This window comes from Polystyrenella longa (assembly GCF_007750395.1).
Classification (GTDB): Bacteria; Planctomycetota; Planctomycetia; order Planctomycetales; family Planctomycetaceae; genus Polystyrenella; species Polystyrenella longa.
In genome coordinates this window covers 4,916,229-4,938,746 of sequence record NZ_CP036281.1, presented here as the reverse complement: position 1 = coordinate 4,938,746, position 22,518 = coordinate 4,916,229, and the positions used below count along the sequence as shown (strand labels likewise).

Here is a 22,518-nt window from a genome sequence, read left to right as displayed (position 1 = left end):
ACTTCGAACGAGCGATCAGCAATGAGACTACACTGTCAGCGTAAGGCAGGATTCTCGGCGCAATCGGCTCGCAACAATAACAGGCAAGGCTGCACATGCCCGGAGCGGAATTATCGCGTTTAAAAGCGGAATCAGAGCGAGAGACAGGGTCGAACTGGAAGCGATGGGGGCCCTATCTCGCGGAACGTCAATGGGGGACTGTGCGCGAAAGTACGGCCGAAGGTGACCCGTGGTTAAACTTTACCCATGAGGAAGCAACTTGGAGAACCTACCGATGGGGCGAAGATGGTCTGCTTGGAATTTGTGACCGACAATGCCGGCTCTGCTTCGGGCTGACTCTCTGGAATGGTAAGGACCCAATTCTCAAGGAACGTCTGTTCGGTTTAACTGGTCCGGAAGGAAACCACGGAGAAGATGTCAAAGAGGCATATTATTACCTCGATTCAACTCCGTCACATTCCTATCTGAGGGCATTATACAAGTACCCTCAGGCGGAGTTTCCCTACTCGCACCTTCGAGAAGTGAATGCCCAGCGTACTCGTAATGAACAAGAGTACGAGCTGACCGATACCGGCATCTTCGATGAGAGCCGTTACTTCGATGTCCAGGTGGAATACGGTAAGGCAGCCGATGAAGATATCATGATTCGGGTGACCGTGTTCAATCGCGGACCAGAGGCGGCCCCCCTGCACTTTCTACCGACCTGGTGGTTCCGCAATACCTGGGATTGGGGCCCGACGATTGATCGCCCCAGTATCAAACCGAGTCTGTCTAAAGTCGCCAAGAACGAAGTCGCCGTCAAACATGAGGCTTTGGGTGACTTTCAAATCTGCGCCGATGCCGGGCCCGATGGTGAACAGCCTCGCTGGTTGTTCACCGAGAATGAAACCAACAGTTGGCGTTTTGAGGATCCGAATAGCCGTCGGCCCTCCTGCAAAGATGCCTTCCATCTGGCAGTCGTGGATGGAGTTGAAGGGGTTCTCAATCCGAATCCGACCGGTACAAAAGCGGCGGCTCATTATCAATGTGAAGTGCCTGCAGGTGAATCAGTCGAATTCCGGATGCGAATGTCGGCTGTCGAGCAGCGTCCCGTTGAAGCCTTCGGTGCCGGGTTTGCTGACGCGTTTGAAAAGCGAGTTCAAGAGGCGGATGGTTTCGCGAAATCATTGATCGCGCCCGGTCTCAGTCTGGATGAACAACAAGTTATGCGGCAGGCGAATGCCGGGTTGCTTTGGACCAAACAATTTTATCACTACGTGATTCCCCGCTGGTTGGAGAACTCGGGCAAAGAACAAATTAAGCCGACCCTGTCTTCTCCTGGTGCACCCAGCACCCGGAATGCGGACTGGGGGCATTTGTATAATCGCAACATTATCTCGATGCCAGATAAATGGGAGTACCCCTGGTACGCGGCATGGGACCTGGCATTCCATTTAATTCCCTTCGCGGAGATCGATCCCGAGTTTGCCAAGGATCAGGCAGTGCTGTTCTTGCGGGAATGGTACATGCATCCCAACGGGCAACTACCGGCCTACGAGTGGAACTTCAGCGATGTCAATCCGCCTGTACATGCCTGGGCTTGTTGGCGTATTTATCAGATGACCGCGACCGAGGAGAAACGTGACCGGCAATTCCTCGAACGTGTCTTCCAGAAGCTGCTGATTAACTTTACCTGGTGGGTCAATCGAAAAGACATCCGGGGTAAGCATGTCTTCAGCGGTGGTTTCCTGGGGCTGGATAATATTGGAATATTTGATCGTTCCAAACCGTTACCGACCGGTGGACACCTAGAACAGGCGGACGGCACCGCATGGATGGCTTTCTACTGTTCCAGCATGTTGTCCATCGCCTTTGAACTAGCCGATGGTAACCCCGCTTATGAGGACATGGCCTCGAAATTCTTCGAGCATTATGTCTCTATTGCGGAAGCGATGAACTCGCTGGATGGAACCGGCTTGTGGGACGAAGAAGATGGTTTTTATTACGACCACCTGCATTTGGAAGGTCGCAGCATACCTCTGAAGATTCGATCTATCGTTGGTTTGATTCCCTTATTCACGGTGGATGTGCTGTTTGATAAAACGATCGAAAAACTCCCCGGGTTTCAGAAACGAATGAATTGGTTTCTTCGAAGTCGACCCGACCTGGGCAAGTTCATGACCTATATGGAGCATGATCCGGAAACCCAGACCGGCGGACAGCGTCTGCTCGCAATTCCAACACGCGATCGATTGTTGCGGATGCTGAGGTACCTGCTCGACGAGGATGAATTCCTCTCGGACTATGGAATTCGTTCGCTCTCTAAATTCCATGAAGAACATCCGTTTGAATATGAATTGAACGGAGAACGTCTCTGTGTCAAATATCAACCGGCGGAATCCGATTCCGGTTTGTTTGGTGGCAACTCGAACTGGCGTGGACCGATCTGGTTCCCGCTCAATTACCTGCTGATCGAAGCGCTCGAGCGTTACCACGCATTCTATGGAAAAACGCTCCGGGTGGAATGTCCGACACGCTCCGGGAACTATATGGATCTCCAGGAAGTGGCTGATGAAATTCGTAAACGATTAGCCCGGTTATTCCTGTCCGACGAGGAAGGGGACCGGCCCAGTTATGCCCGTACGGAGACGCTTTTGAATGATCCGAACTGGCGCGAACTGGTGCTGTTCTACGAATACTTCGACGCGGAAACGGGTCGAGGTATGGGAGCGAGCCATCAGACAGGGTGGACCGCGTTGATTCTACCAATTCTGCAGACGCTCGCCTCTCGCTCCGGGCAAACACCTGGAAATGAAGAAGAAGCTCCCGGGGTGATGGAACCGGAAGAGGCTGAACAAGGAACCTGAGTTCGATCTCTCATCTAATTTCGGCGTTAACGTCAATCGGCCCGGCCGAGTGACCTTAACGCCGTTTTTTTATGCCCCCCTATTCCAGTAGAAGTGGCTCTGGTAATATAATCAGACCCTTTCTACCTATGAAGTTTCGCTGCCAATTTCCTTGTTCTGTCGTCACTGCCAACCAATACTTTCGGAGTCCGATTTAGTGTCTCAACGCTCAGATGATATTAGTTCCGGAAACCTGACGCTCGACAAACTCCTCGGTGGCGGGTTGACGTCCCATCGGATTTATTTGCTGGACGGGCATCCTGGTACTGGCAAAACTACGATGGGAATGCAGTTTCTGCTCGACGGAATTAATAAGGGTGAAACGGTCATGTACGTTTCTCTCTCGGAAACGAAGCCGGAATTGCAGGCGATCGCGGAATCGCATGGCTGGTGCATCGAGAATGTCCATATTCATGAACTCGTCGATCCCAGTGAATCACTGAACTCAGATTCTCAATACACGATGTTTCAGCCTTCCGAAGTCGAGCTTGGCGAGACCACCCGAGGGATGTTACAGCAGGTCGAAAAGTTAAACCCGAAACGGGTAGTGATTGATTCGCTGTCGGAATTAAGGCTGTTGGCTCAGAATGCACTTCGTTATCGACGCCAGATTCTGGCACTCAAACAATTTTTTGTTGGGAGAGATTGTACGGCCATTTTTCTCGACGATAAGACTTCTCCCGACAATGACCTGCAATTACAGAGCATTGCACATGGGGTAATCAGTCTGGATCGAATTCCTACCGAGTTTGGTGACGAACGACGTCGTTTAAGAATCGTGAAATACCGGGGACGTAGGTTTATTGGCGGTTGGCACGATTTCGAAATTGAACGGGGCGGGCTGAATATCTTTCCTCGGATCTCCGTTTCTTACAACGAATTTGCAATTCCTGAGACGTTACCCTTGTTAAGTGGAAATGAGTCACTGGATGCTTTACTGGGAAACGGTATTGAACCTGGCACGAGTACGCTGATGCTCGGACCTGCAGGAGTGGGAAAGTCGTCTTGTTCTACCTTATTTGCCGCCACGGCCTGTAAGCGGGGGGAACGCGCAGTCATCTTTGCCTTTGATGAAAGCAAGAAGACTTTGAAGATCCGTTCTGCTGGGTTGGGTATGGACTTGGAAGCCTTGGAGGAAAAAGGCTTATTGCAGATCCATCAGGTGAACCCGGGGGATGTTACTCCGGGTCAGTTTTCTGAAATGGTTCGTCAAGCTATTCAACCTGATGAACATGGCCGCTCGGCAACACTAGTGGTGATCGACAGCTTGAATGGCTTCCTGAGTTCGATGCCCGAAGAACGCTTCCTTCAGATTCAGATGCATGAGTTGCTGAACTATCTGGGAAGTTGTGGAATAGCCACATTCCTGATCGTTGCTCAACACGGGATGTTAGGCACTGCCATGCAGACTCCGGTTGATGCCAGTTACCTGGCGGATACAGTTGTCTTGTTTCGCTATTTTGAAGCTATGGGCGAAATCCGGCAGGCGATCTCAGTAGTGAAAAAAAGGGATAGTGCTCACGAACGCACCATTCGAGAATTCAAAATGGAAGAGGGCCAGATCCGGGTGGGAGAACCGCTCTCCAAGTTCCATGGAATTCTCGCCGGAACTCCGACTTATATTGGGGATCTGAATGATTTGATGCAGAAACGAGGGAATGATGCCGAATCTTGAGACGGTTCAAGGCCCTCAACGAATTCTGATTCTTCCACCGACGTTAAGAGACGGTGAGATAACGAATCGGCTTTTTAATCAGCACGATATCGAATCATATATTTGCGCTGACATCGATTGTCTCTGTCGAGAGATCGAAAAAGGAGCGGGTGCTGTTCTTATTGCGGAAGAACATCTGCACGGGAAACAGGCCAACAGCCTAAGTTTGCAATTGCGGGAACAGCCCGCCTGGTCGGACTTGCCGATTTTAGTTCTCACCGTGCCTAGCGAGGTGAACATTGCGCTTCTTGTAAAATGGCAACAAGCAGCAAATGTCTCTCTCATTCAGAGACCTTTGCAAATTGCGCAATTCCTCAGTGTCGTCCGGTCCAGGATTCAGGACCGTAAACGCCAGTATGTCGTGCGTCGTTTACTCGAATCACTTGATCATCGGCGGAGTGAATTTCAGCAACTGGCCGACGCCATGCCGCAAATGGTATTTATCACAAATAGCGAGGGAAAGTTCGAATTTCTGAACCAACGAGCCCGAACGTTTCTCGGATATGATCGGGAGGTATTCAGTGCGTTCAATCCCTGCGAGGTGATCCATGCTGATGATGTCGCCCGAGCTGAGTCTCGATGGATTATGTCAATGGAATCGCACAAATCGTATCACTGCGAATTTCGTGTCAAAGAGGCGAACAGCGGTAAGTTTAAGTGGCATCTTGCTCGTGCTGTGCCCGTTCGTGATGAGAAAGGGGACGTGACACAATGGTATGCCACTTGTACCGACATCCATCAGCGCAAACTGGCTGAGAAGAAACTCTCAGAAGCGTTGATAAAATCAACGACTGCCGGTATTGCTAAAAGCGAGTTTTTGGCAAATATGAGCCACGAAATCCGTACTCCGATGACTGCTATTTTGGGTTATGCAGAATTGCTAATCGAGCGTGAGGAAGATAAAGAAAAAAAGCAGTACCTGGAAATCATACAACGCAATGGAGGCTTCCTGCTCGATATCATCAACGACATTCTCGATTTGTCCAAAATTGAAGCTGGAAAACTGGAGATCGCACTTGAGGAATTGGAACTACGTCCGTTTATCGAGAACACATTGACGCTTCTTGAAGAACGAGCTAACGAGAAAGAAATTGAATTTGAAGTGGAAGTCGATTCGGTCGTGATGGAGAGTATTCAAACAGACTCCAAACGACTTCGCCAGATTCTCGTCAACCTGATTGGAAACGCGATCAAGTTCACGGAGGTCGGGCGGGTCCGATTGGAGGTCAGTCAGGATTCTGAACGCATCGTGTTTTCCGTGAAAGATACCGGAATCGGCATGAATAAAGATCAGACGACTCGGCTATTCCAACCGTTTCAGCAGGGAGATGCATCCATTACACGGAACTTCGGAGGCACAGGACTTGGACTCGCCATCAGTCAAAGACTGGCCAAAATGCTGGGGGGAGAAATCAGAGTGATCAGCGAACCAGGAGTTGGTTCCACCTTCTCTCTTATTCTCCACGCAGTGGCGACAACTTCAGGCACCCCTATCGAACCTACCAACGAACCTGCCATCAAGATTCTTCCAGAATCGGAAGTGACTACCTCCCCTGTACTCAATTGCCGCGTATTAGTGGTCGATGATCGCCGAGATGTTCGCTTCCTGACCACTCGATTTCTGACTGATGCCGGTGCAGAAGTGATCGATGTCGAGAATGGACTGCAGGCAGTCCAGATGGTCGAAAGAGGGGCAACCAATGGAAGAGAGCTGGATCTAATCTTAATGGATATGCAGATGCCAACGATGGATGGATATCAGGCCGCTTCCCGACTGCGATCGATGGGATTTGATAAACCGATCATTGCCTTAACGGCCGATGCGATGCAGGGAGATATGACCCGCTGTCTCGAAAGTGGCTGCAACGCCTACCTCAGCAAACCGATCAACAGAATTGAAATGTTGACGATGGTTGCAGAGTATGTTTCTAAAAATGAGAGTTCTGATTGACCGGATGCGAGCGTCTTTACTCACTCAGACAATCTCTCTGTATGTGGTCTTTAATAAGTTTCCAAGTCCTTTGGACAACAGATTGAACAGTCTTCGCGTATTTCTGCTTAGTCGTTAGAATACGATTGTCATTCTTGGTAGAAACCGTTTGGAGCACGCTGCCTTTTCTATTCGGGCATGGTCCAGAATCGAATAAAAAAAGTGTGACACCTTATGTATCAACTTGAGAGAAGTGAGGACGACCTCCCCCTGATGGGAAATTTGTCCGGGACGGCCCGGATCGTCAGGGGAGAGTTCTGTGCGTGACACTAAAGACCGGATCCGCCACGCGATCCTTTTTGAAATTATCGGCCTGCTTATCGTGACGCCATTGGGAGCGTGGGCATTTGAAATGCCATTACACCATGCTGGAATTGTTGGTGTAATCAATGCCACAATCGCGATGCTCTGGAACTATGTTTACAATTTCCTGTTTGATCACGCGATGCTGCGAATCTACAAGAATGTTCGTAAATCTCCTTCTATCCGAGTGTTGCACGCAGTCCTCTTTGAAGCAGGCCTGCTTGCCATTCTGATTCCCGTAATAGCCTGGCACCTGGGAATTACCCTGCAGGAGTCGTTCGTGCTGGAAGCCTCGTTCTCTGTCTTCTTCCTGGTCTATGCGTTCGTCTACAACTGGGTCTACGACGTCATATTTCCTATACCAATGCCTGAAGAAACGGTCAGCTAATCATGTCCTGGAAAAGTGTGGCGGCTTTTGCGAAAGTAGAACGCGGTTCGTGACGAGTCAAGCATGACAAATGAGAGGCATCCCCTGGCGGTGAATTGGATAGAAAAGGACTGATGGCCGTTGTGTGTTCCTCGAAGAAGGCCTTCATAGCTTTCTTAAAATATAACGCAAAAAAAGCCCGTCGAAACGTGATTGTTTCGACGGGCTTTTTCAGTTAGTCGGGACGACAGGATTCGAACCTGCGACTTCCGGCTCCCAAAGCCGGCGCTCTACCAAGCTGAGCTACATCCCGATTTCTGCAGTTGGTTGATCTGCAAGGGGAGAAGTCTATTTATTTGTTCGTCGTGAGTCAACTCCCGCTCGCAAGGAAGACTCGTAATCTCCAAGATGGTTCACATAAACCCACTGTTTTGAGAGAGATTTATGCCTGCTATTGCATCTCGATTGCAATAATGTCATTTCTCAAGGCTGAAACTGACACAATTGTTAATTTCGTTAATTTAGAACAATTTGAACTATCATTCGAAAAAATGGTGTAATCTAAATAGCGGGTCGTGTATAGATGGGGGTGATTGTGCGGATTGCGCAACCCTTAACGACGCCATTTCGAGCGAATTTCTCTTTATTTTAAAGGAGAAACATACTGAGGGCTGTGGAATCAACGCTTACCTGAGGCTCCACCGTCGTCCTACTCTCGGGTTTGGAAACATTCTCTGAGCGATTCCTGGTTGTCTCTTGTCTGGCCTTCTAAATCAATTTTGACTGGTATTCTGTTCTGAATAGACGAGTCGTATTTATTTAGACCAATCAGCTGTGGTTTCTGGGTAATTCAAGATGTATCCAGTTCCACCAATCAATTCAAAATCACCTTCTGATATCAGTTTTCGTGTCTTTTATCTCTTCATCAACACTGCACTGATATTCTCTCCACGCAAAGATTTCCTGTAAAAACCTTACGTCGGTAGTCCTGCGTACTAATTATCATTCGTCTTTAATCGTCCTTCACATTCAAGTATCACAACAGGTTTGGATCATGCGAATTTCTCCCTGGTATCAACTGACGAACCGTTTCTTCCGTGCTCAGTCGCAGCATCGACGTAAAAATACTTCAATTGCGTCTCTGCAAATCGAACAGCTTGAAGATAAAGTGATGCTCTCCGCCGATATGGCCTCGTTTTTTGGACTCGAAAGCACGGAACCCGTCCACGTACCGATCACGATTAGCTATCCGGATCAGGATCACGTCATTACGGAAGATGGTCGGGAGATACACTTCGACCCCTTGGTGGAAGTGAATGTGGATCCATCCATCTCGGCAATTCCAGGTGATGGAACTTTCTGGGAGGATTTTGAAGCCTACGATACGACGAAGGCATTCGAACTGAGCAGTAATCCGGGCTCGAACCATACAATTTATCTAGATTTTGATGGTCACACGACGACAGATACTGCTTGGAATACTTTTGCGAACATGGAAACCATCGAATCTCCTGCTTATGATTTTGACGGTGATAATCAGACTTTCTCAGAAGCTGAAAAAATTGAAATTATCAAAATCTGGGCTAGAGTCGCTGAAGACTTTGCCCCGTTCAATGTGAACGTAACGACGATGGAGCCTCTAGATCTTGAAGACTTGAAGAATGCAGAAGTTGAAGAAGGAGTTGCGGACTTCAGGTGGGGCGTCCGTGTCGTCATCGGTGACGATGCCATGAACACCGGTGCCGGAGGAATCGCCTATCTCGAATCGTTTAATGATGACATCGATATTCCCGTCTTTGCTTTCAACGGCCAATACCAGTTCGGTAGTAACGTGGCGGCGATGACGATTTCACATGAGGTCGGACATGCACTCGGGTTAGAGCACGACGGAACTTCGGATTTGGAATACTACCCTGGGCACGGTGGAACGGGGGCAACATCCTGGGGGCCATTGATGGGTGCTCCTTTTCGAACTCAGGTGACCCAGTGGAGTAAAGGGGAATATTTTGATTCATCCAACGGGGAAGATGACTTAACAGTCATCACGACCGAAAACGGATTCGGATATTATCCAGATGACTACGGAAACGATTTCTTCAACAGTTACAACCTCATTCGTCAAGGCGATAGTGAGGTTTTCGGAGATGAGCTATTCGGAATCATCAGCCAGACAGACGATAGCGACATGTTCAGCTTTTGGGCTGGGCCAGGACAAATCAATTTCGACGTAGCAGTTCCCTCACTGGGTGGAGGTGAACCAGGAGCGGCGAACCTCGATGTTCTCGCAATCTTGTACAACGAAAATGGCCAGGTCGTTCAACTCTTTAATGATCCATCGACTTTAAATTCTACTTTCAGTTACGAATTAGCCGCGGGCGGACTGTACTACCTGGAGATTATTGGCGTCGGGTTGGGAGTCCCGCTCGATGAAAATAACCCCAATGGTTACACCGAATACGGAAGTCTGGGGAACTATCGAATTTCGGCTGAGGTTCAGCCCTATGACAACGTCTCTGTCATACTCGAAGATATCGTTGTGAGCGAACATGAAGGCACAGCCTCCTTTGAAGTCAGCTTGAATTATGCTACGCAAGAAGATGTTATCCTGGAGCTGACTACTTCCGATGGCACTGCCATTAATGGTCGAGACTACCGAGCGACGACCACTCAGATTCGAATTCCGGCTGGTACCACCAGCGGCACAACGACATTCAATGTGCCGATCATCAACGATCTCATTTCCGAGACAGTTGAATCTTTTAATGTTTATGTATCTCGAGTGATTCAGGGAGATATCGACGATATCAGCGATGTCGCGAGAGGAATCATTCTTGATAACGATGATCCACTGACGTTGATCCTCGATATCGATAAAAATGTCGTTGGAGAGCAGGAAGGTCCCCGAGCGGCCAAGGCTGTCGTCATTCGAAATGGCGATCTTACAGAGGACTTAACTGTTCAGGTCATCAATTCCGATGATACCGAAATCTATGCCCCCAAGACTCTCTTTTTCCCTGTGGGCGTGGACACGGTTGAGTTCGATATTGAAACCGTGAATGATGGAGCGATTGATGGCGATCAACTTGATGTGACCTTGTTTGCTTCCGCTCCCAATTTCAGCTCGGTGTCCGATACCATTGATGTTCGAGATGATGATGTGCAGTCCAAACGCACTCTTGGTGGTCATCTTTATGAGCCCATCACCCCGTTCAATAATTACGAAGTTTTGCTAGATATCATTGTCGATTCAGGACGAACTCTTCAGATTCAACCTTCACTAAATTTCGCTACGACATTGAAGTTCGCACCTGGAACGGGATTATATATCGAAGGGGCAGTAGTCGCGAATGCGGCCAATCAAATTCCGGTCATCTTTACTGACCAGAGTCATCGAGGCGAGGCCCCCGGACCTTGGGCTGGAGTATTCTACTCGGCAGAAGCTCAGGGGCAAACGGTATTTAGCAATACGACCGTCAAAAATGCGATCAATGGGTTTACGATCTTTGGCACAGATGAGCCTCATATCCGAGTTCTAAATTCGGACATCCACTCACATGTGGAAAATGGCTTCGTTGTGACTGCTCGAAATGGTGACGATATCAACGAGGACGAAGTTGAGATTCTTTACAGTAAGATTCACAACAATGGCGAAAACGGCGTGTTGGTGAGTTCTTTCAATACAGAATTTAATGACTCTCGTTCTGCTCCCATGATTGAAGGTAACCAAATCTATGGGCACAGTGAGGGAGCGGGTGTCTATCTTCTTGCAAACACTTCCCTGAATGATGTAAACCCGGATAAAGCCGAGAGTGTGGTGGCCCCACGAATCTTTGCGAACTCGATCGAGAACAATAAGAACGGAATTGTGGGTAAGTCAACAAGAAGTATTAACGATCAGAATTTCACGGTCGTTGCACCCATTGCTCACAATAACCTGATTGCTCACAACAACGGGAACGCGATTGATCTCCGGGTCTCTACCGTGTTTGGGTTGTTGAACGCCGATATCATTAATAACACCGTTGTTGAAAATAACGGGATTGCTCTGTATCACTCTAGTTTTACCGACGATAGTTTTTCAGTTCGAAACAATATCTTTGCCAATAATGAAGGCGGAATTGTTGCCAATGCTCCTTATGTTCCCCAGCTCGAAAGCGTGATGAGGAACTTGCTTTGGAATAATGACGGACAAGACTGGGTGAATTACCCCTCCGAGTTCGGAAGCATGACGACCTTCAACATTAATCGAACGCCTTCCGATCCAGAAAAGAATATTAGCGGCGATCCCATGTTCGTCGCACCTGGTAATTTCCGGGTCAGTCCCAACTCGATCGCGCTCAACGCAGGAACTCGATTCGAAGACGATCCACTCTTTGGTGGTTACGAAGGTGTTGAAGCTCCTAAAACGGACTACTTCGGCGATGCCCGAGACGTACTCCGGGATATCGGTTTCCACGAAGCGTCCAATGGCTCCTTCCCCTTGATCGAAGATTTTGAGGATGGTAGCGCTCAATTGTTCCTCCCCTACGATACTTCAGACTGGGGCGTCGAACAGGGTCCTGATGGTAACCTTTACTATCAGGCGGACACCTCTGGTTTCGCTGGGTTAGGACTCTCGCTACTCGGCCTTCCCGAATTGCCTCAGACGTTTGAGTTCTCAGTCGAGATGACAGCCAAGACCGGAGTTAACCGTTGGTACGACGGGTTTGTTGTCTTTGATTACAAAAACCCGAATGACTTCAAATACGCAGGAATGCTCGTCGGCCAGAACGAATGGGTGATCGGCCACTATCAAGGCAACTGGTCCAACCGATACGTGACCGTCGATTGGGATGCTTCCGGTCGGAAAATATTGCGTGAGCGAACTTATGCCGTTCACGTGCGGATCGATGGCAATCAAGTCCAGCTGTCCGTTGACGGTGAGCGGATTGCCAGCACCATTGTCGGGTCAGTGACTGATTTGAACAAAGGCCGAATTGGATTGGCGAACAACAACGCCGAAACCCATTTCGACAACTTCAAATTAAGTGACCGAGTTTATCAGGGGCGTACGATCGAACCTATCGATGAACAGTTCGATGTCGACTTTGATGAAACCCCGGTGATCCCACCAAACTTTAAACCAACGAATCCCGCTGTCTGGTCGGCAATTGAAGTCGGTGAAGACGTAATGCTGGAATCGAATTCAAGTGCACCTATCGGAAATAAATGGGCGATAGCATTCATCGAACCTAATGGCACTTTGCCGGTTGATTTCGAAATTTCCGCTCGTATTTCTACACAGGTTCAATCGGGAAGCTGGCAAGATGGTTTCATCATCTTTGATTACAAAAACCCGAACGACTTCAAATACGCGGGTATGTTCACTGGTCAGAATCAGTGGGTGATCGGACATTACCAGGGCAACTTTGGAAATCGGTTGGCTTTAGTCGATTGGGATGATCAGGGACGCAGTATCAATGTTGGGCAGGAATACGACGTCAAGATTGAAGTCCGGGATAACAATATTAAACTGATCGTGAATAACGAAGCGATTACCACCGCCACTGTGGCTAATAGCTTTACTTTGAATCAGGGTAAGATCGGTCTCGGAGCTTACAATGCTCGGACACGTTACGACGATGTCCGAGTTCGTGAAATTCCACCGATTCCAAGTTCATCTCCCACCGACGAAGTCTTCGCCGGAATTGACTTCTTCTACTTCGATGAAGATGACGACGATGATGAAAAGACTTTTGCATCGGGGCGGAACAAAGTCATTAGCTGAGTAGCATTAGAAGAAAGCTCTTACCTAAGTATTAGTTCTCCCTAAAGCTATTGTTCTTTCTAAAGCAATATCAAAGTCGTGTCGGCATTGATGCTTCACGAATGAAAGCAAAAACAAACAGCCGACCTCGTCTGGATTAACAGATGAGGTCGGCTGTTTTTATTCGTTAAAAATCGGGTGAGTATTTCTAAATGGAGATAACCTCTGACCTCGACTCCAGGTTTACTATCTAGGGAGGAATAGTGATCGCTCTAAGCCAGAATGTCGTGTTTCACTTCGCCGGCGACATCGGTTAACCGGAAGTCACGACCGCCATAGCGATAGGTCAATTTGAGATGATCCAATCCCAGCAGATGCAGCATCGTCGCGTGCAGGTCATGGAAGTGGATTTTGTTTTCTACGGCGAAATAACCATAATCATCCGTTCGGCCATATTGAATTCCCGGCTTCACACCCCCTCCGGCCATCCACATGGTGAACCCTTCGGGATTGTGGTCACGGCCGTTGCCTCCCTGGGAGACAGGCGTCCGTCCAAACTCACCGCCCCATAGGACTAAGGTATCCTTGAGCAAATCACGTTGCTTCAAGTCTTTGAGTAAAGCCGCAATCGGCTTGTCGACTTCTTTTGAATTCTGTTTATGGTCGCGTAACAGGTTAGAGTGGGAATCCCATTTGTAGCTGTGCGAGACCTGAACGAACCGGACACCCTGTTCTGAAAAGCGGCGTGCCATCAGACATTGGCGACCAAAGTCCTCGGTTGTTTTATCATCAACGCCGTACATCTTCATGGTCTCTTCAGACTCATTTGAGATGTCCTGAATTTCAGGTGCTTCCATCTGCATTCGGTAAGCCAGTTCAAACGCTTTGATACGGCCTTCCAGTTTCGCGTCGGGGCCAGTTTGATCCAGACGCTGTTGGTTCAGTCTCTGCAGGTATTCCAGTTCCAGTCGCTGAAGAGCATCCGGGTTTGAGCCGGTGATGTATGGGATCCGCGAATCTTTCGCCTGTAGTCCGGCATTGCCAATAGGCGTTCCCTGGTAAACTGCGGGCAGGAAGGCGGCACTCCAGTTGTTCATGCCACCATGGGTCAGGCTGGGGCAGATTGTGACGAAGCCGGGAAGATTCTGGTTTTCAGTTCCCAGCCCGTAGTTCAGCCACGACCCCATACTGGGACGAGTGAATGTGTCGCTGCCGGTATGCAGCTCTAACAGAGCACCCCCGTGACGAGAGTTTGAACCATGCATTCCATTCAAAATACACAGGTCGTCGACCTGCTTTGCGACTTCCGGGAATAGTTCACTAACCCAGGCACCCGATTCGCCATGTTGTTGAAACTTGAAGGGCGACTTCATCAACGAACCGGTCTGAGCGGAAAAGACCCGAGGTTTGTCGAACGGCAATGGTTTGCCATGATCACGCTGCAGAAGCGGCTTGTATTCGAATGTGTCCATGTGAGAGGGGCCCCCGTGCATGAACAGAAAAATGACCCGTTTGGCCTTAGCAGCAAAATGGGGTTCTTTGACTTCCAGCGGACCGGCGGGGGGAGCAGATTCGGCTGCAGAGGCTGATTGTTCCCGACTGAGCAGATCGGCCAGCGCAAGCCATCCGAAGCCTGTCGCCGACTGTTGGAGCATCTGACGGCGAGTGCGAGGGGCACCCAGTTGAAAGTGATCGCGATAACGAGACATATTCTTCTCCACTGGTATGGTGAATATTGCGAGCTAATGCCGCCAATATTTTCTTGGAGCCAGTTCAATTAGTTCTGTCGATCGAGGATTAATCGACGAAGATAAATTCGTTTGAGGAAAGCAGGACACGACAAAGGCCTTTCCAGACCTGTAACTGTCGTAGATCCTGTTCGGGAATCGACGAGACGACCTGTTGCTCGTATTCGTAAACAAACCCGAGCATTTCTTCCATCTCTTTAATTTCCGGTTTACGACCATAGATCAATTCGAAGGCTCGTTCGATTCGATCTTCAGGAGCGTCGGGCGCTTCCTGCAGCAGTCGTTTGGCCATCGCCTCTGTCTGCTTGTCGACAAATTCACTATTCATCAGGAACAATGCCTGAGGGGCGATAGTCGTCGTCGCTCGGTTTCCCTGCATATAACTTGGGTCAGGGAAATCATACGCCTGGAACATCTCGTAAAGCGCACTACGAATGATCGGTAGGTAGATAGAGCGGTAGTTGAAGTCATAACTCACCGCCCCCGCTCCCCCAGTTGAGTTCACATAGGTGTGGCTTTTGTAGTCTAAAGTAGTGTCGACCTGAGTTCGATCGAGAGTACCTGCGATTGCCAGAATCGAATCGCGAATCGCTTCCGCTTCCAGGCGATGCCGATTCATCTGCCAATACAGTTTATTTTCAGGGTCGAGTTCAGTGTACTCGGCCGAGTAATCCGAACTCATCTGGTAGGTGGCAGAGTTCATTATGAGTCGGTGCATCGTTTTCATGGACCAGCCCTGCTCAATGAAGGTTACAGCCAACCAGTCCAGAAGTTGGGGATGGGAGGGTGTCTCGCCTGTTAAACCGAAGTTGTCAGGAGTTCGTACCAGACCCGTCCCCATATGCCATCGCCAGATTCGGTTGATCATCACTCGGCTGGTCAACGGGTGATCCGGTTTAGCAAGCCATTCAGCCAGAGCCAAACGTCCACTCTCCTCATCGCCTAACGGCGTCTGGTCGGGTCCTTCCACAATGGAGAGGAACTGACGAGGAACTTCCGGACCTAGGTTGACATGATTCCCACGGATGCAGACCTGCATGTTTTCAATTTTAGATTCCGTGACTCCCAATGCAAGTTGCAATGGCGCCGGTGCATTGTCTTCAATTGCTTTCAGTTTCGACCGATGCTCTCCAAGGAGAGGTTTAACCTCTTCGCTATAACCTTGTTCCACATTTTCCGGAACTCGGAAAGGTCCTTTCTCTCCCAGGTAGACTTGTCTGAAGGCTTCCAGTTCGGCATCAGGAAGAGCCATCGCTTCTTTGGTTGCTTCTTCTGCCTTCATTGCCGTCCAAGACTGTTCGGCCTCCAGGAACAATGCGGCGTAGCTTTCTGCCAGATCGTTTTTCGCGTGCTTTGTTGCTTTTTGAACACTGGTCTTCAAGCGAGAATAGGCTGGATCGGCTTCGTCTTGATTTTTACCAAGGGCAAACCAAGGTTTAAAAATGGACTTCGGATTTGCTTCTTCTGCTTTCAGAAAACTGACCCATTGATCGAGAATCAGCGAATTCAAATCTGACTCTGACTGGTTCTGATCCGTAGATGCGATAGGCGGTACTATAGTGCCATCTGCAGATTCCGGAACTAAACGAAACTGATGAACGTGAGGGAATAGTTTTGTACAGGCGAGCTGAACAATGTTTTTGCCCTGCTTTAAGTCGATGACTTGCTCAAAGAACCACTTTTGACCGTCAGGTCCCCAGCTTCCGGTGACTTGATCAGCAGCTGTTTCTTTGATCACTTCTCCATTCACGCTGATTTTCAGCGGACGGGATTGATGAGCGGCGTACTGCAGGAACATCGCATATTTGCCCTCCTGGGGAATCTCGACATCATATTCCGCCATCGACGCACCCTGTTTGAAAGTCAGGATAACGGCTACTCGAGGGTCGGCGGTTTGTTCCTGTACGTCGACATTCCCTCGGTCGAATTTTTCAGCCAATCGATCGATGCTGTTTTCGACTGATGCTGTTTTATCGTTGTTCCATTGATCGACCAGTTGATCGAAGTGACTGCGTGACGACAGGACTGAAGTCGCGGCCAGCAGATATTCCTTCGCCCGAGTCCGTGCAGCGATTTGAATCTCGGTATTCGCTTTGTTGACCAATTCATCGATGGTCTTTTTGACAGCATCACGATCTTTTTCATAAGCAGCATACGCATCGATTCGTGCTTGAGGTTCAACCGGTCGTTCGTACCACTGCGCGACGACTCGATAGTTCTCCATCGTTTTCGTACTTTTGAAGATACCCGCCAGGCTGTAGTAATCCTTCGCCGTAATCGGATCGAACTTGTGATCGTGACAGCGAGCGCATCCCAACGTCATACCCAGAAACGCTTTTCCAGACGTGTCCAATTGCTCATCGATAATATCCATGTGCATTTTGACCGGGTCGTCCTCGGCCAACATTTTCGGACCGATCGCGAGAAATCCGGTGGCAATCTGTCTTTCGATCGTCTGTTGCTCGTCATCCGGATGGGGGATCAAGTCTCCCGCCAGCTGTTCCTTAATAAACTGATCGTAAGGTTTGTCTTTGTTGAAAGCGCTGATGACATAGTTGCGGTACAGATAGGCGTATGCATACGCCATGTTTTCGTCCATCCCGTTGGTGTCTGCGTAGCGGGCGATGTCCAGCCAATGACGGCCCCAGCGTTCTCCGTAAGCATCGCTGGCGAGTAACCTGTCCACGACTTTGGCGAAGGCATCTTCATTTTCATCCGCCACGAATTCGCGAATTTCTTCTGGAGTTGGCGGCAGGCCAGTTAAATCAAAAGTCGCCCGACGAAGTAATGTCAGCTTGTCTGCCTGGGGGGCGGGGTGCATCTCGTTGGCTTCGAGCTGAGCCAGAATAAAGTGATCGATTTCATTTCGCGGCCATTCGGTCTGTTTCACCTGAGGGGGCTCGGCTTTTGTGGGGACTTGAAATGACCAGTATTGCAGTTGTTCCTCAGTGAACGGAAAGTCAGATTCCTCTTCTGCTACGTCGTCACCTTCAGGCGTGGGCTGAGCGCCTGGCCAGGGTAAACCTTCTTCGACCCACTTCGTGATCGCGGCGACTTCGGCCGGATCTAATCGACCATCCGGCGGCATCTCGACGATAGCATCCGGTTTATAGCTGATCGCATCAAGGAGCAGACTTTGGGGCGGATGATTATTGTCGAAAGCAGAACCTGAATCGCCCCCTTTCAGAATCCCGGGGCGAGAACTGAGATCGAGTCCTCCTTCACTGACTTCAGTGTTGTGGCAATCCTGACAGCGTTCGACGAGAAGTGGACGAATCTTTTTCTCGAAGTGTTCAATCTGTCCGGCGCTGAATTCAGTCGCAGGTTTCGCAGCAGGAACTTCTTCTTCGGCCTGTCCGGGGAATCCCCAAACGACAGTCAGCCCGAACAAGAGTCCGGTAGTGAGCTGATTTCTACTTAACCAGTGTGCTCGATTATTTACGGTGAAAGTTGGCAACACAGTCAAACCTTTTTGATCTGGTGAACCTGGCAGTTAAGGTTCTGATTCCGTTTTCGGAAAGATGGATTGGTTACATATTCGATTGGAAATCGGTGGTGTGCCCTAGAGGAGGGAGACCTGTTCCAGTTGAGCCATTACGCGGGCGCGCGTCGTGCGGATATGGGTACCCACCCATTCACGGGCATTATTATGGTCCAAGTTTTCGATGGCTTTGATAATTAAATCATGTTCCCGCTGAGATTGCAGCATCATGTCTGCCGTCACCCGCACAGCCGAATGAGTGGCTCCAAAGATAAACATCATCAACCGGCATTCCTGTACAATTTTCAGTACACGGTCGTTACCGGCCGAATTCAGAATCTCCAGATGGAAGCAGGAATCCGTCTGAAGAAATCGTTGTTTCAATTCTTCATTCGCAAGTTGATTGGGAAGTCGACGACAGTCGCGCACGACGACAAGCAACTCACTGTTAAACTCTTTCATCAATTGAAGGCTCGCTTCTGTCAATCGGTCCACAGCTTCAACGACGGCAAAACTTTCCATCGCGACGCGGACACCCCACAAGTCGTCGAGTTCCTTCAAGGTCGGTTTTCTAACATACGTTCCACAGCGGGGGCGGTATTCTACTAATCCCTCACTGACGAACTGATTTATTGCTTCCCGAACGGGGCTGCGGCTGATGCCGATTTCCCGGGCGATCGAGTCATCGGACAGGCGGCTCCCCGGAGGAAAATGGCCTGAGATCAACTTTTCCCGGATCGTTTGGTAGGCTGTCTCTTTTAACGTAGCGCTCATAAGACATATCAGTATATACTAATGGGAAAGGGAAGCCAGCTTCAAGTCTGTCGACAAATTTAAAGGATTCCCAGCAATGCGTGGTGTAATTGTCGACAATCCTATCACGACATTTGATTCGGGTCAATTGAAAAGTTTGGGCTGCTTTTCTGCTCTTCTCATTACAGCACGCTTGTTGCAAAAGCAGGGTGATTTGATCAAACTCGCTCCGTTTGCGGTTTAAAAATGGATATTTTGATTCAATTCTCGTTCTCCTTATATAGGAGGAGAACAAAACTGCCCCCGGTGGTTATATATGAACCCCCGATAATGCCTTGCCAGTTTCGGAACAACTAGATGATCACACAGCGACTCTCCGGAAAGCGATACGATACCCTCGAACCGGTCATGATCTCCTGGGAAGGAGGCCGGATTCAAACGGTCGAACCTTTGCGTGTTGATGATGAGGATACGAAGAAACTTCCTTACTTAGCGCCCGGATTGTTTGACATGCAAATCAATGGGTACGGAGGGATTTGGTTCTGCAAACGAGGTCTAACTGTTGACGAGGCCATTCAGGCGATCGAGCCGTATCTGGCGGCTGGCGTCACCAAGCTCTTTCCGACATTGATTACCAGTTCGCACGAAGCGCTAGCGGATGGATTTGCTACATTAAAAGAAGTATGTGAAGAGCACCCTGAAATCGATCAATTGGTTGCCGGCTGTCATTTGGAAGGCCCCTACCTTTCAGCCGAAGATGGCTCTCGCGGCGCGCATCCGCTGGAACATATCCGACCCGCTGACTGGACCGAATTCAGCAAGCTGCAGGAATTATCGGGCAATCGGATCAAGCTGATCACCGTCGCGCCCGAGCAGGAAGGAGTGCTGGAATTTATACCGAAGGCAGTGAATTCGGGAGTTGTTGTGTCGATCGGTCATACCGCAGCAAGCCCGGATCTGATTCGTGCCGCCGCTGACGCAGGCGCACGGATGAGCACTCACTTGGGCAATGGGGCCCAGGGAATGATTCGCCGGCACCCGAATTATATCTGGGAGCAGTTGGCGGACGATCGACTTCACTGCTGTTTGATCACCGACGGACATCATATTCCAGGCAGCGTTGCCAAAATTGCCTACCGCGTGAAGGGCTACGAGCGAATGTTGATCACCTGCGATGCATCGGGGCTCGCAGGATTATCTCCCGGCGTTTATGAGTCCGAGAGTTTGAACGTCGAAATTCTAGAGGACGGTCGCCACGTGATTGCAGGGCAAAATCAACTTCTGGCAGGTTCCGGCGCGACAACAGAAATGTGTGTGGCCGAATTACCACGAATGGTGGAGGAAATTTCGCTGGCCGACGCAGTCGATTTTGCTTCTCGAAATCCTGGGAGACTGTTTGGGATCGAGACGGGTTTGCTGGAACCGGGAGGTCTGGCGGACATGATACAGTTCGATTACGACGAATCAGCGGCCCGAATTGACATTCTGAAGACAGTCGTGGAAGGCCAATTACGCTATACACGCTCGGGCCAAGCCTCCGAATGATCCCTTTCAAAGCGGCTGGATTTCCTGATCCGTCCAACCGGTGTCGAACTGATCGGAGATAGGTAATTGACCACATTCGATAGCTTGCACCCGCTTCGCTTCATGATACGATTATGATAAAGTTAGTTTGCTAAATAAACAGGTTTTCGACGCGTACACGATTCAATGGTTCTACCGCTGAAACTTCAAAAATTTTATAGACTGAATTGAATGGGCTCGTCATACTGACGGTCGTTCAAGGAGAATAAATGGCTCCGGCTTTGGGCTCAAGTCGGCGATAGCCGGGGATATAGATGGCTTTTCGCACCTTAGAAGAACTTCTACAGACACTATTTCAGATGCAACTGATCGATCCAGTTGTACTGCAGTCGTGTCTGGTAGGGCTCGATCTGAAGGAGAATACTCCTGCGGAATTGCTGTCCGTTCTGGAACAGCGACATCTGCTGACTCCATACCAGCTCGGTCGACTCCATAAAGGAGACACAGCCAGCCTGGTCATCGGGAATTACAAACTGCTTTATCGGAATGACTCCGGGAGTTTTGCGAGAGTGTTTCGAGCGGCGACTTTGGGTACCGATGAAATCATTGCACTCAAAATTCTGCGCCAGCGTTGGTTGAGCGATAAGGACATGGTCAACCATTTCCATCGGGAAGCAGAGCTTTGCCAAAAATTGCGTCACCCGAATATCGTTCCCATTTATGATGTCGGAATTGACGACGAGAATCACTACTTCACGATGGAGTTCGTTGAAGGAGGAAACCTCCGCGACTTTCTCAAAATTCGCAAACAGCTCTCTCCGGCAGAGGCGACCGGGTATGTCACTCAGATTGCCCGTGGATTAGAATACGCACTCCGCATGGGCGTGACCCATCGTGACATGAAGTTGACGAATATCCTGCTCAACACTCAGGGCGTTGCCAAACTCGCGGACTTTGGTTTGGCGGGGGATTCTGAAGCGGCGATCGGTACCCGGGGAGAAACTCCTCAGCATGCGTTGGAGTATGCGACCCTCGAGAAAGCGACCAGCGTCGACCGGAACGACCCGCGGTCTGACCTCTTTTTCCTGGGCGTCATTTATTACGAATTGCTCGCCGGTCTGCCCCCCTACCAGCGGACTCGCAATCGGGATGAACGTAAAAACATTTTGCGGTATATGAATATCAAACCAATCCGTACCCACATTCCCGACCTCCCCAAAGAAGTGGTGACCGTCGTAGAGAAACTGATCAAGTTTGATCCTCAGTTACGCTATCAATCGGCTTCGGAGCTTGTGGCCGATCTCGAAGAGTTACAAGTCCAAATCGGTGTTCACCAACCACCCACGGCGGTGGCTCGGGCGAATCAGCCGAATGCAGAATCGGTCAATTTAAGTTCAGGTTCTTCCGATTCCGACAGTGAGTTGGCCGCAGCGGGCGTCAAGAAAACCTTCAACAATTTGAAGATGATCTGTGTGGAAACCCGTCCGAAATTTCAGTCCGTGTTGCGAGACTACTTTGGCAAGCACGGTGTCCGGATGCTGCTGATGGAAGACCCCGGTCGGGCACTGCGACGAATTTCAAACGACCCACCAGACTGTATTCTGCTGATGGGAAATGCGCTTGGAGACGATGTCATCCGTGCTCACAACCGTGCCGTTGAATTGGCGAACGATGCCGAAATTCCCCTGATCACGATCCTCTCTGCGAAGCAAGCAGAGTGCCGGAAGAAAATGTCCGAGTCGACGTTCGTGCAAATCTTGAGCTCTCCCCTCGATCTTCGTGATCTCCGTAGAGCGTTAGCTTCTCTGTTTGGGGACATCGAAGAATGGCGTCAGGAGCAGCAGGCCCTGAAAGATTCACGGCTCATTCGCTGAGTTAATTCGCTGAGTTCGCTCGGTAGTCGATTCCTGGCTGAGATTGGGTCTAATCCAGATTTGGATACAGAAATCCCGCCGTCCGATTTCGTCAGGGGTCGGCGACTTGCAGTGCCATTGTGGGTCGGTATGA

General features: G+C 49.6%; 11 protein-coding genes and 1 tRNA gene. 8 read left to right on the top strand and 4 right to left on the bottom strand.

Translation table 11 applies throughout. The annotated features are described in order from the left end of the window. The first annotated feature begins 95 nt into the window (after positions 1–95). The 4 genes from Pla110_RS18330 to Pla110_RS18315 all read left to right on the top strand — a co-directional run bounded on the left by Pla110_RS18330 (position 96) and on the right by Pla110_RS18315 (position 7,280). On the top strand, positions 96–2,846 hold the full coding sequence (locus Pla110_RS18330) for an MGH1-like glycoside hydrolase domain-containing protein (protein WP_144997890.1): 2,751 nt from the start codon (positions 96–98) through the stop codon (positions 2,844–2,846). Between the two features lie 196 nt (positions 2,847–3,042). Next, the gene (locus tag Pla110_RS18325; RefSeq protein WP_144997888.1) at positions 3,043–4,560 is read left to right on the top strand and encodes an ATPase domain-containing protein; all 1,518 of its coding nucleotides are present in this window, start codon (positions 3,043–3,045) and stop codon (positions 4,558–4,560) included. After that, a complete protein-coding gene (locus Pla110_RS18320; protein WP_144997886.1) occupies positions 4,544–6,550 on the top strand; it encodes a PAS domain-containing hybrid sensor histidine kinase/response regulator in 2,007 nt (668 codons plus the stop codon). The genes Pla110_RS18325 and Pla110_RS18320 overlap by 17 nt, the downstream gene beginning before the upstream one ends. Positions 6,551–6,848: 298 nt before the next feature. After that, positions 6,849–7,280, top strand: coding sequence for a PACE efflux transporter (locus Pla110_RS18315; RefSeq protein ID WP_144997884.1), 432 nt, complete (start codon positions 6,849–6,851; stop codon positions 7,278–7,280). A 218-nt stretch (positions 7,281–7,498) separates the two neighbouring features. On the opposite strand, the gene Pla110_RS18310 is transcribed toward Pla110_RS18315, so the two are convergent. After that, a tRNA-Pro gene (locus tag Pla110_RS18310) sits at positions 7,499–7,572 on the bottom strand. Positions 7,573–8,313: 741 nt separating this feature from the next. Here Pla110_RS18310 and Pla110_RS18305 point away from each other — a divergent pair. Next, on the top strand, positions 8,314–13,026 hold the full coding sequence (locus Pla110_RS18305) for a Calx-beta domain-containing protein (RefSeq protein ID WP_144997882.1): 4,713 nt from the start codon (positions 8,314–8,316) through the stop codon (positions 13,024–13,026). Between the two features lie 251 nt (positions 13,027–13,277). Here Pla110_RS18305 and Pla110_RS18300 read toward each other — a convergent pair whose 3' ends face one another. The 3 genes from Pla110_RS18300 to Pla110_RS18290 all read right to left on the bottom strand — a co-directional run bounded on the left by Pla110_RS18300 (position 13,278) and on the right by Pla110_RS18290 (position 19,008). Continuing rightward, positions 13,278–14,714, bottom strand: coding sequence for a DUF1501 domain-containing protein (locus tag Pla110_RS18300; RefSeq protein WP_144997880.1), 1,437 nt, complete (start codon positions 14,712–14,714; stop codon positions 13,278–13,280). Between the two features lie 88 nt (positions 14,715–14,802). Then, a complete protein-coding gene (locus Pla110_RS18295) occupies positions 14,803–18,210 on the bottom strand; it encodes a DUF1553 domain-containing protein (RefSeq protein ID WP_144997878.1) in 3,408 nt (1,135 codons plus the stop codon). A 105-nt stretch (positions 18,211–18,315) separates the two neighbouring features. Continuing rightward, the gene (locus Pla110_RS18290) at positions 18,316–19,008 is read right to left on the bottom strand and encodes a GntR family transcriptional regulator (protein ID WP_144997876.1); all 693 of its coding nucleotides are present in this window, start codon (positions 19,006–19,008) and stop codon (positions 18,316–18,318) included. A gap of 76 nt (positions 19,009–19,084) precedes the next feature. On the opposite strand from Pla110_RS18290, the gene Pla110_RS22705 reads away from it, so the two are divergent. The 3 genes from Pla110_RS22705 to Pla110_RS18280 all read left to right on the top strand — a co-directional run bounded on the left by Pla110_RS22705 (position 19,085) and on the right by Pla110_RS18280 (position 22,385). Beyond that, a complete protein-coding gene (locus Pla110_RS22705; protein ID WP_197440279.1) occupies positions 19,085–19,231 on the top strand; it encodes a hypothetical protein in 147 nt (48 codons plus the stop codon). A gap of 113 nt (positions 19,232–19,344) precedes the next feature. Beyond that, positions 19,345–20,532 (top strand): N-acetylglucosamine-6-phosphate deacetylase, encoded by a 1,188-nt coding sequence (locus tag Pla110_RS18285; protein WP_144997874.1) that lies wholly within the window; start codon positions 19,345–19,347, stop codon positions 20,530–20,532. Positions 20,533–20,825: 293 nt separating this feature from the next. Further along, the gene (locus Pla110_RS18280) at positions 20,826–22,385 is read left to right on the top strand and encodes a serine/threonine-protein kinase (RefSeq protein WP_144997872.1); all 1,560 of its coding nucleotides are present in this window, start codon (positions 20,826–20,828) and stop codon (positions 22,383–22,385) included. Positions 22,386–22,518 lie beyond the last annotated feature (133 nt).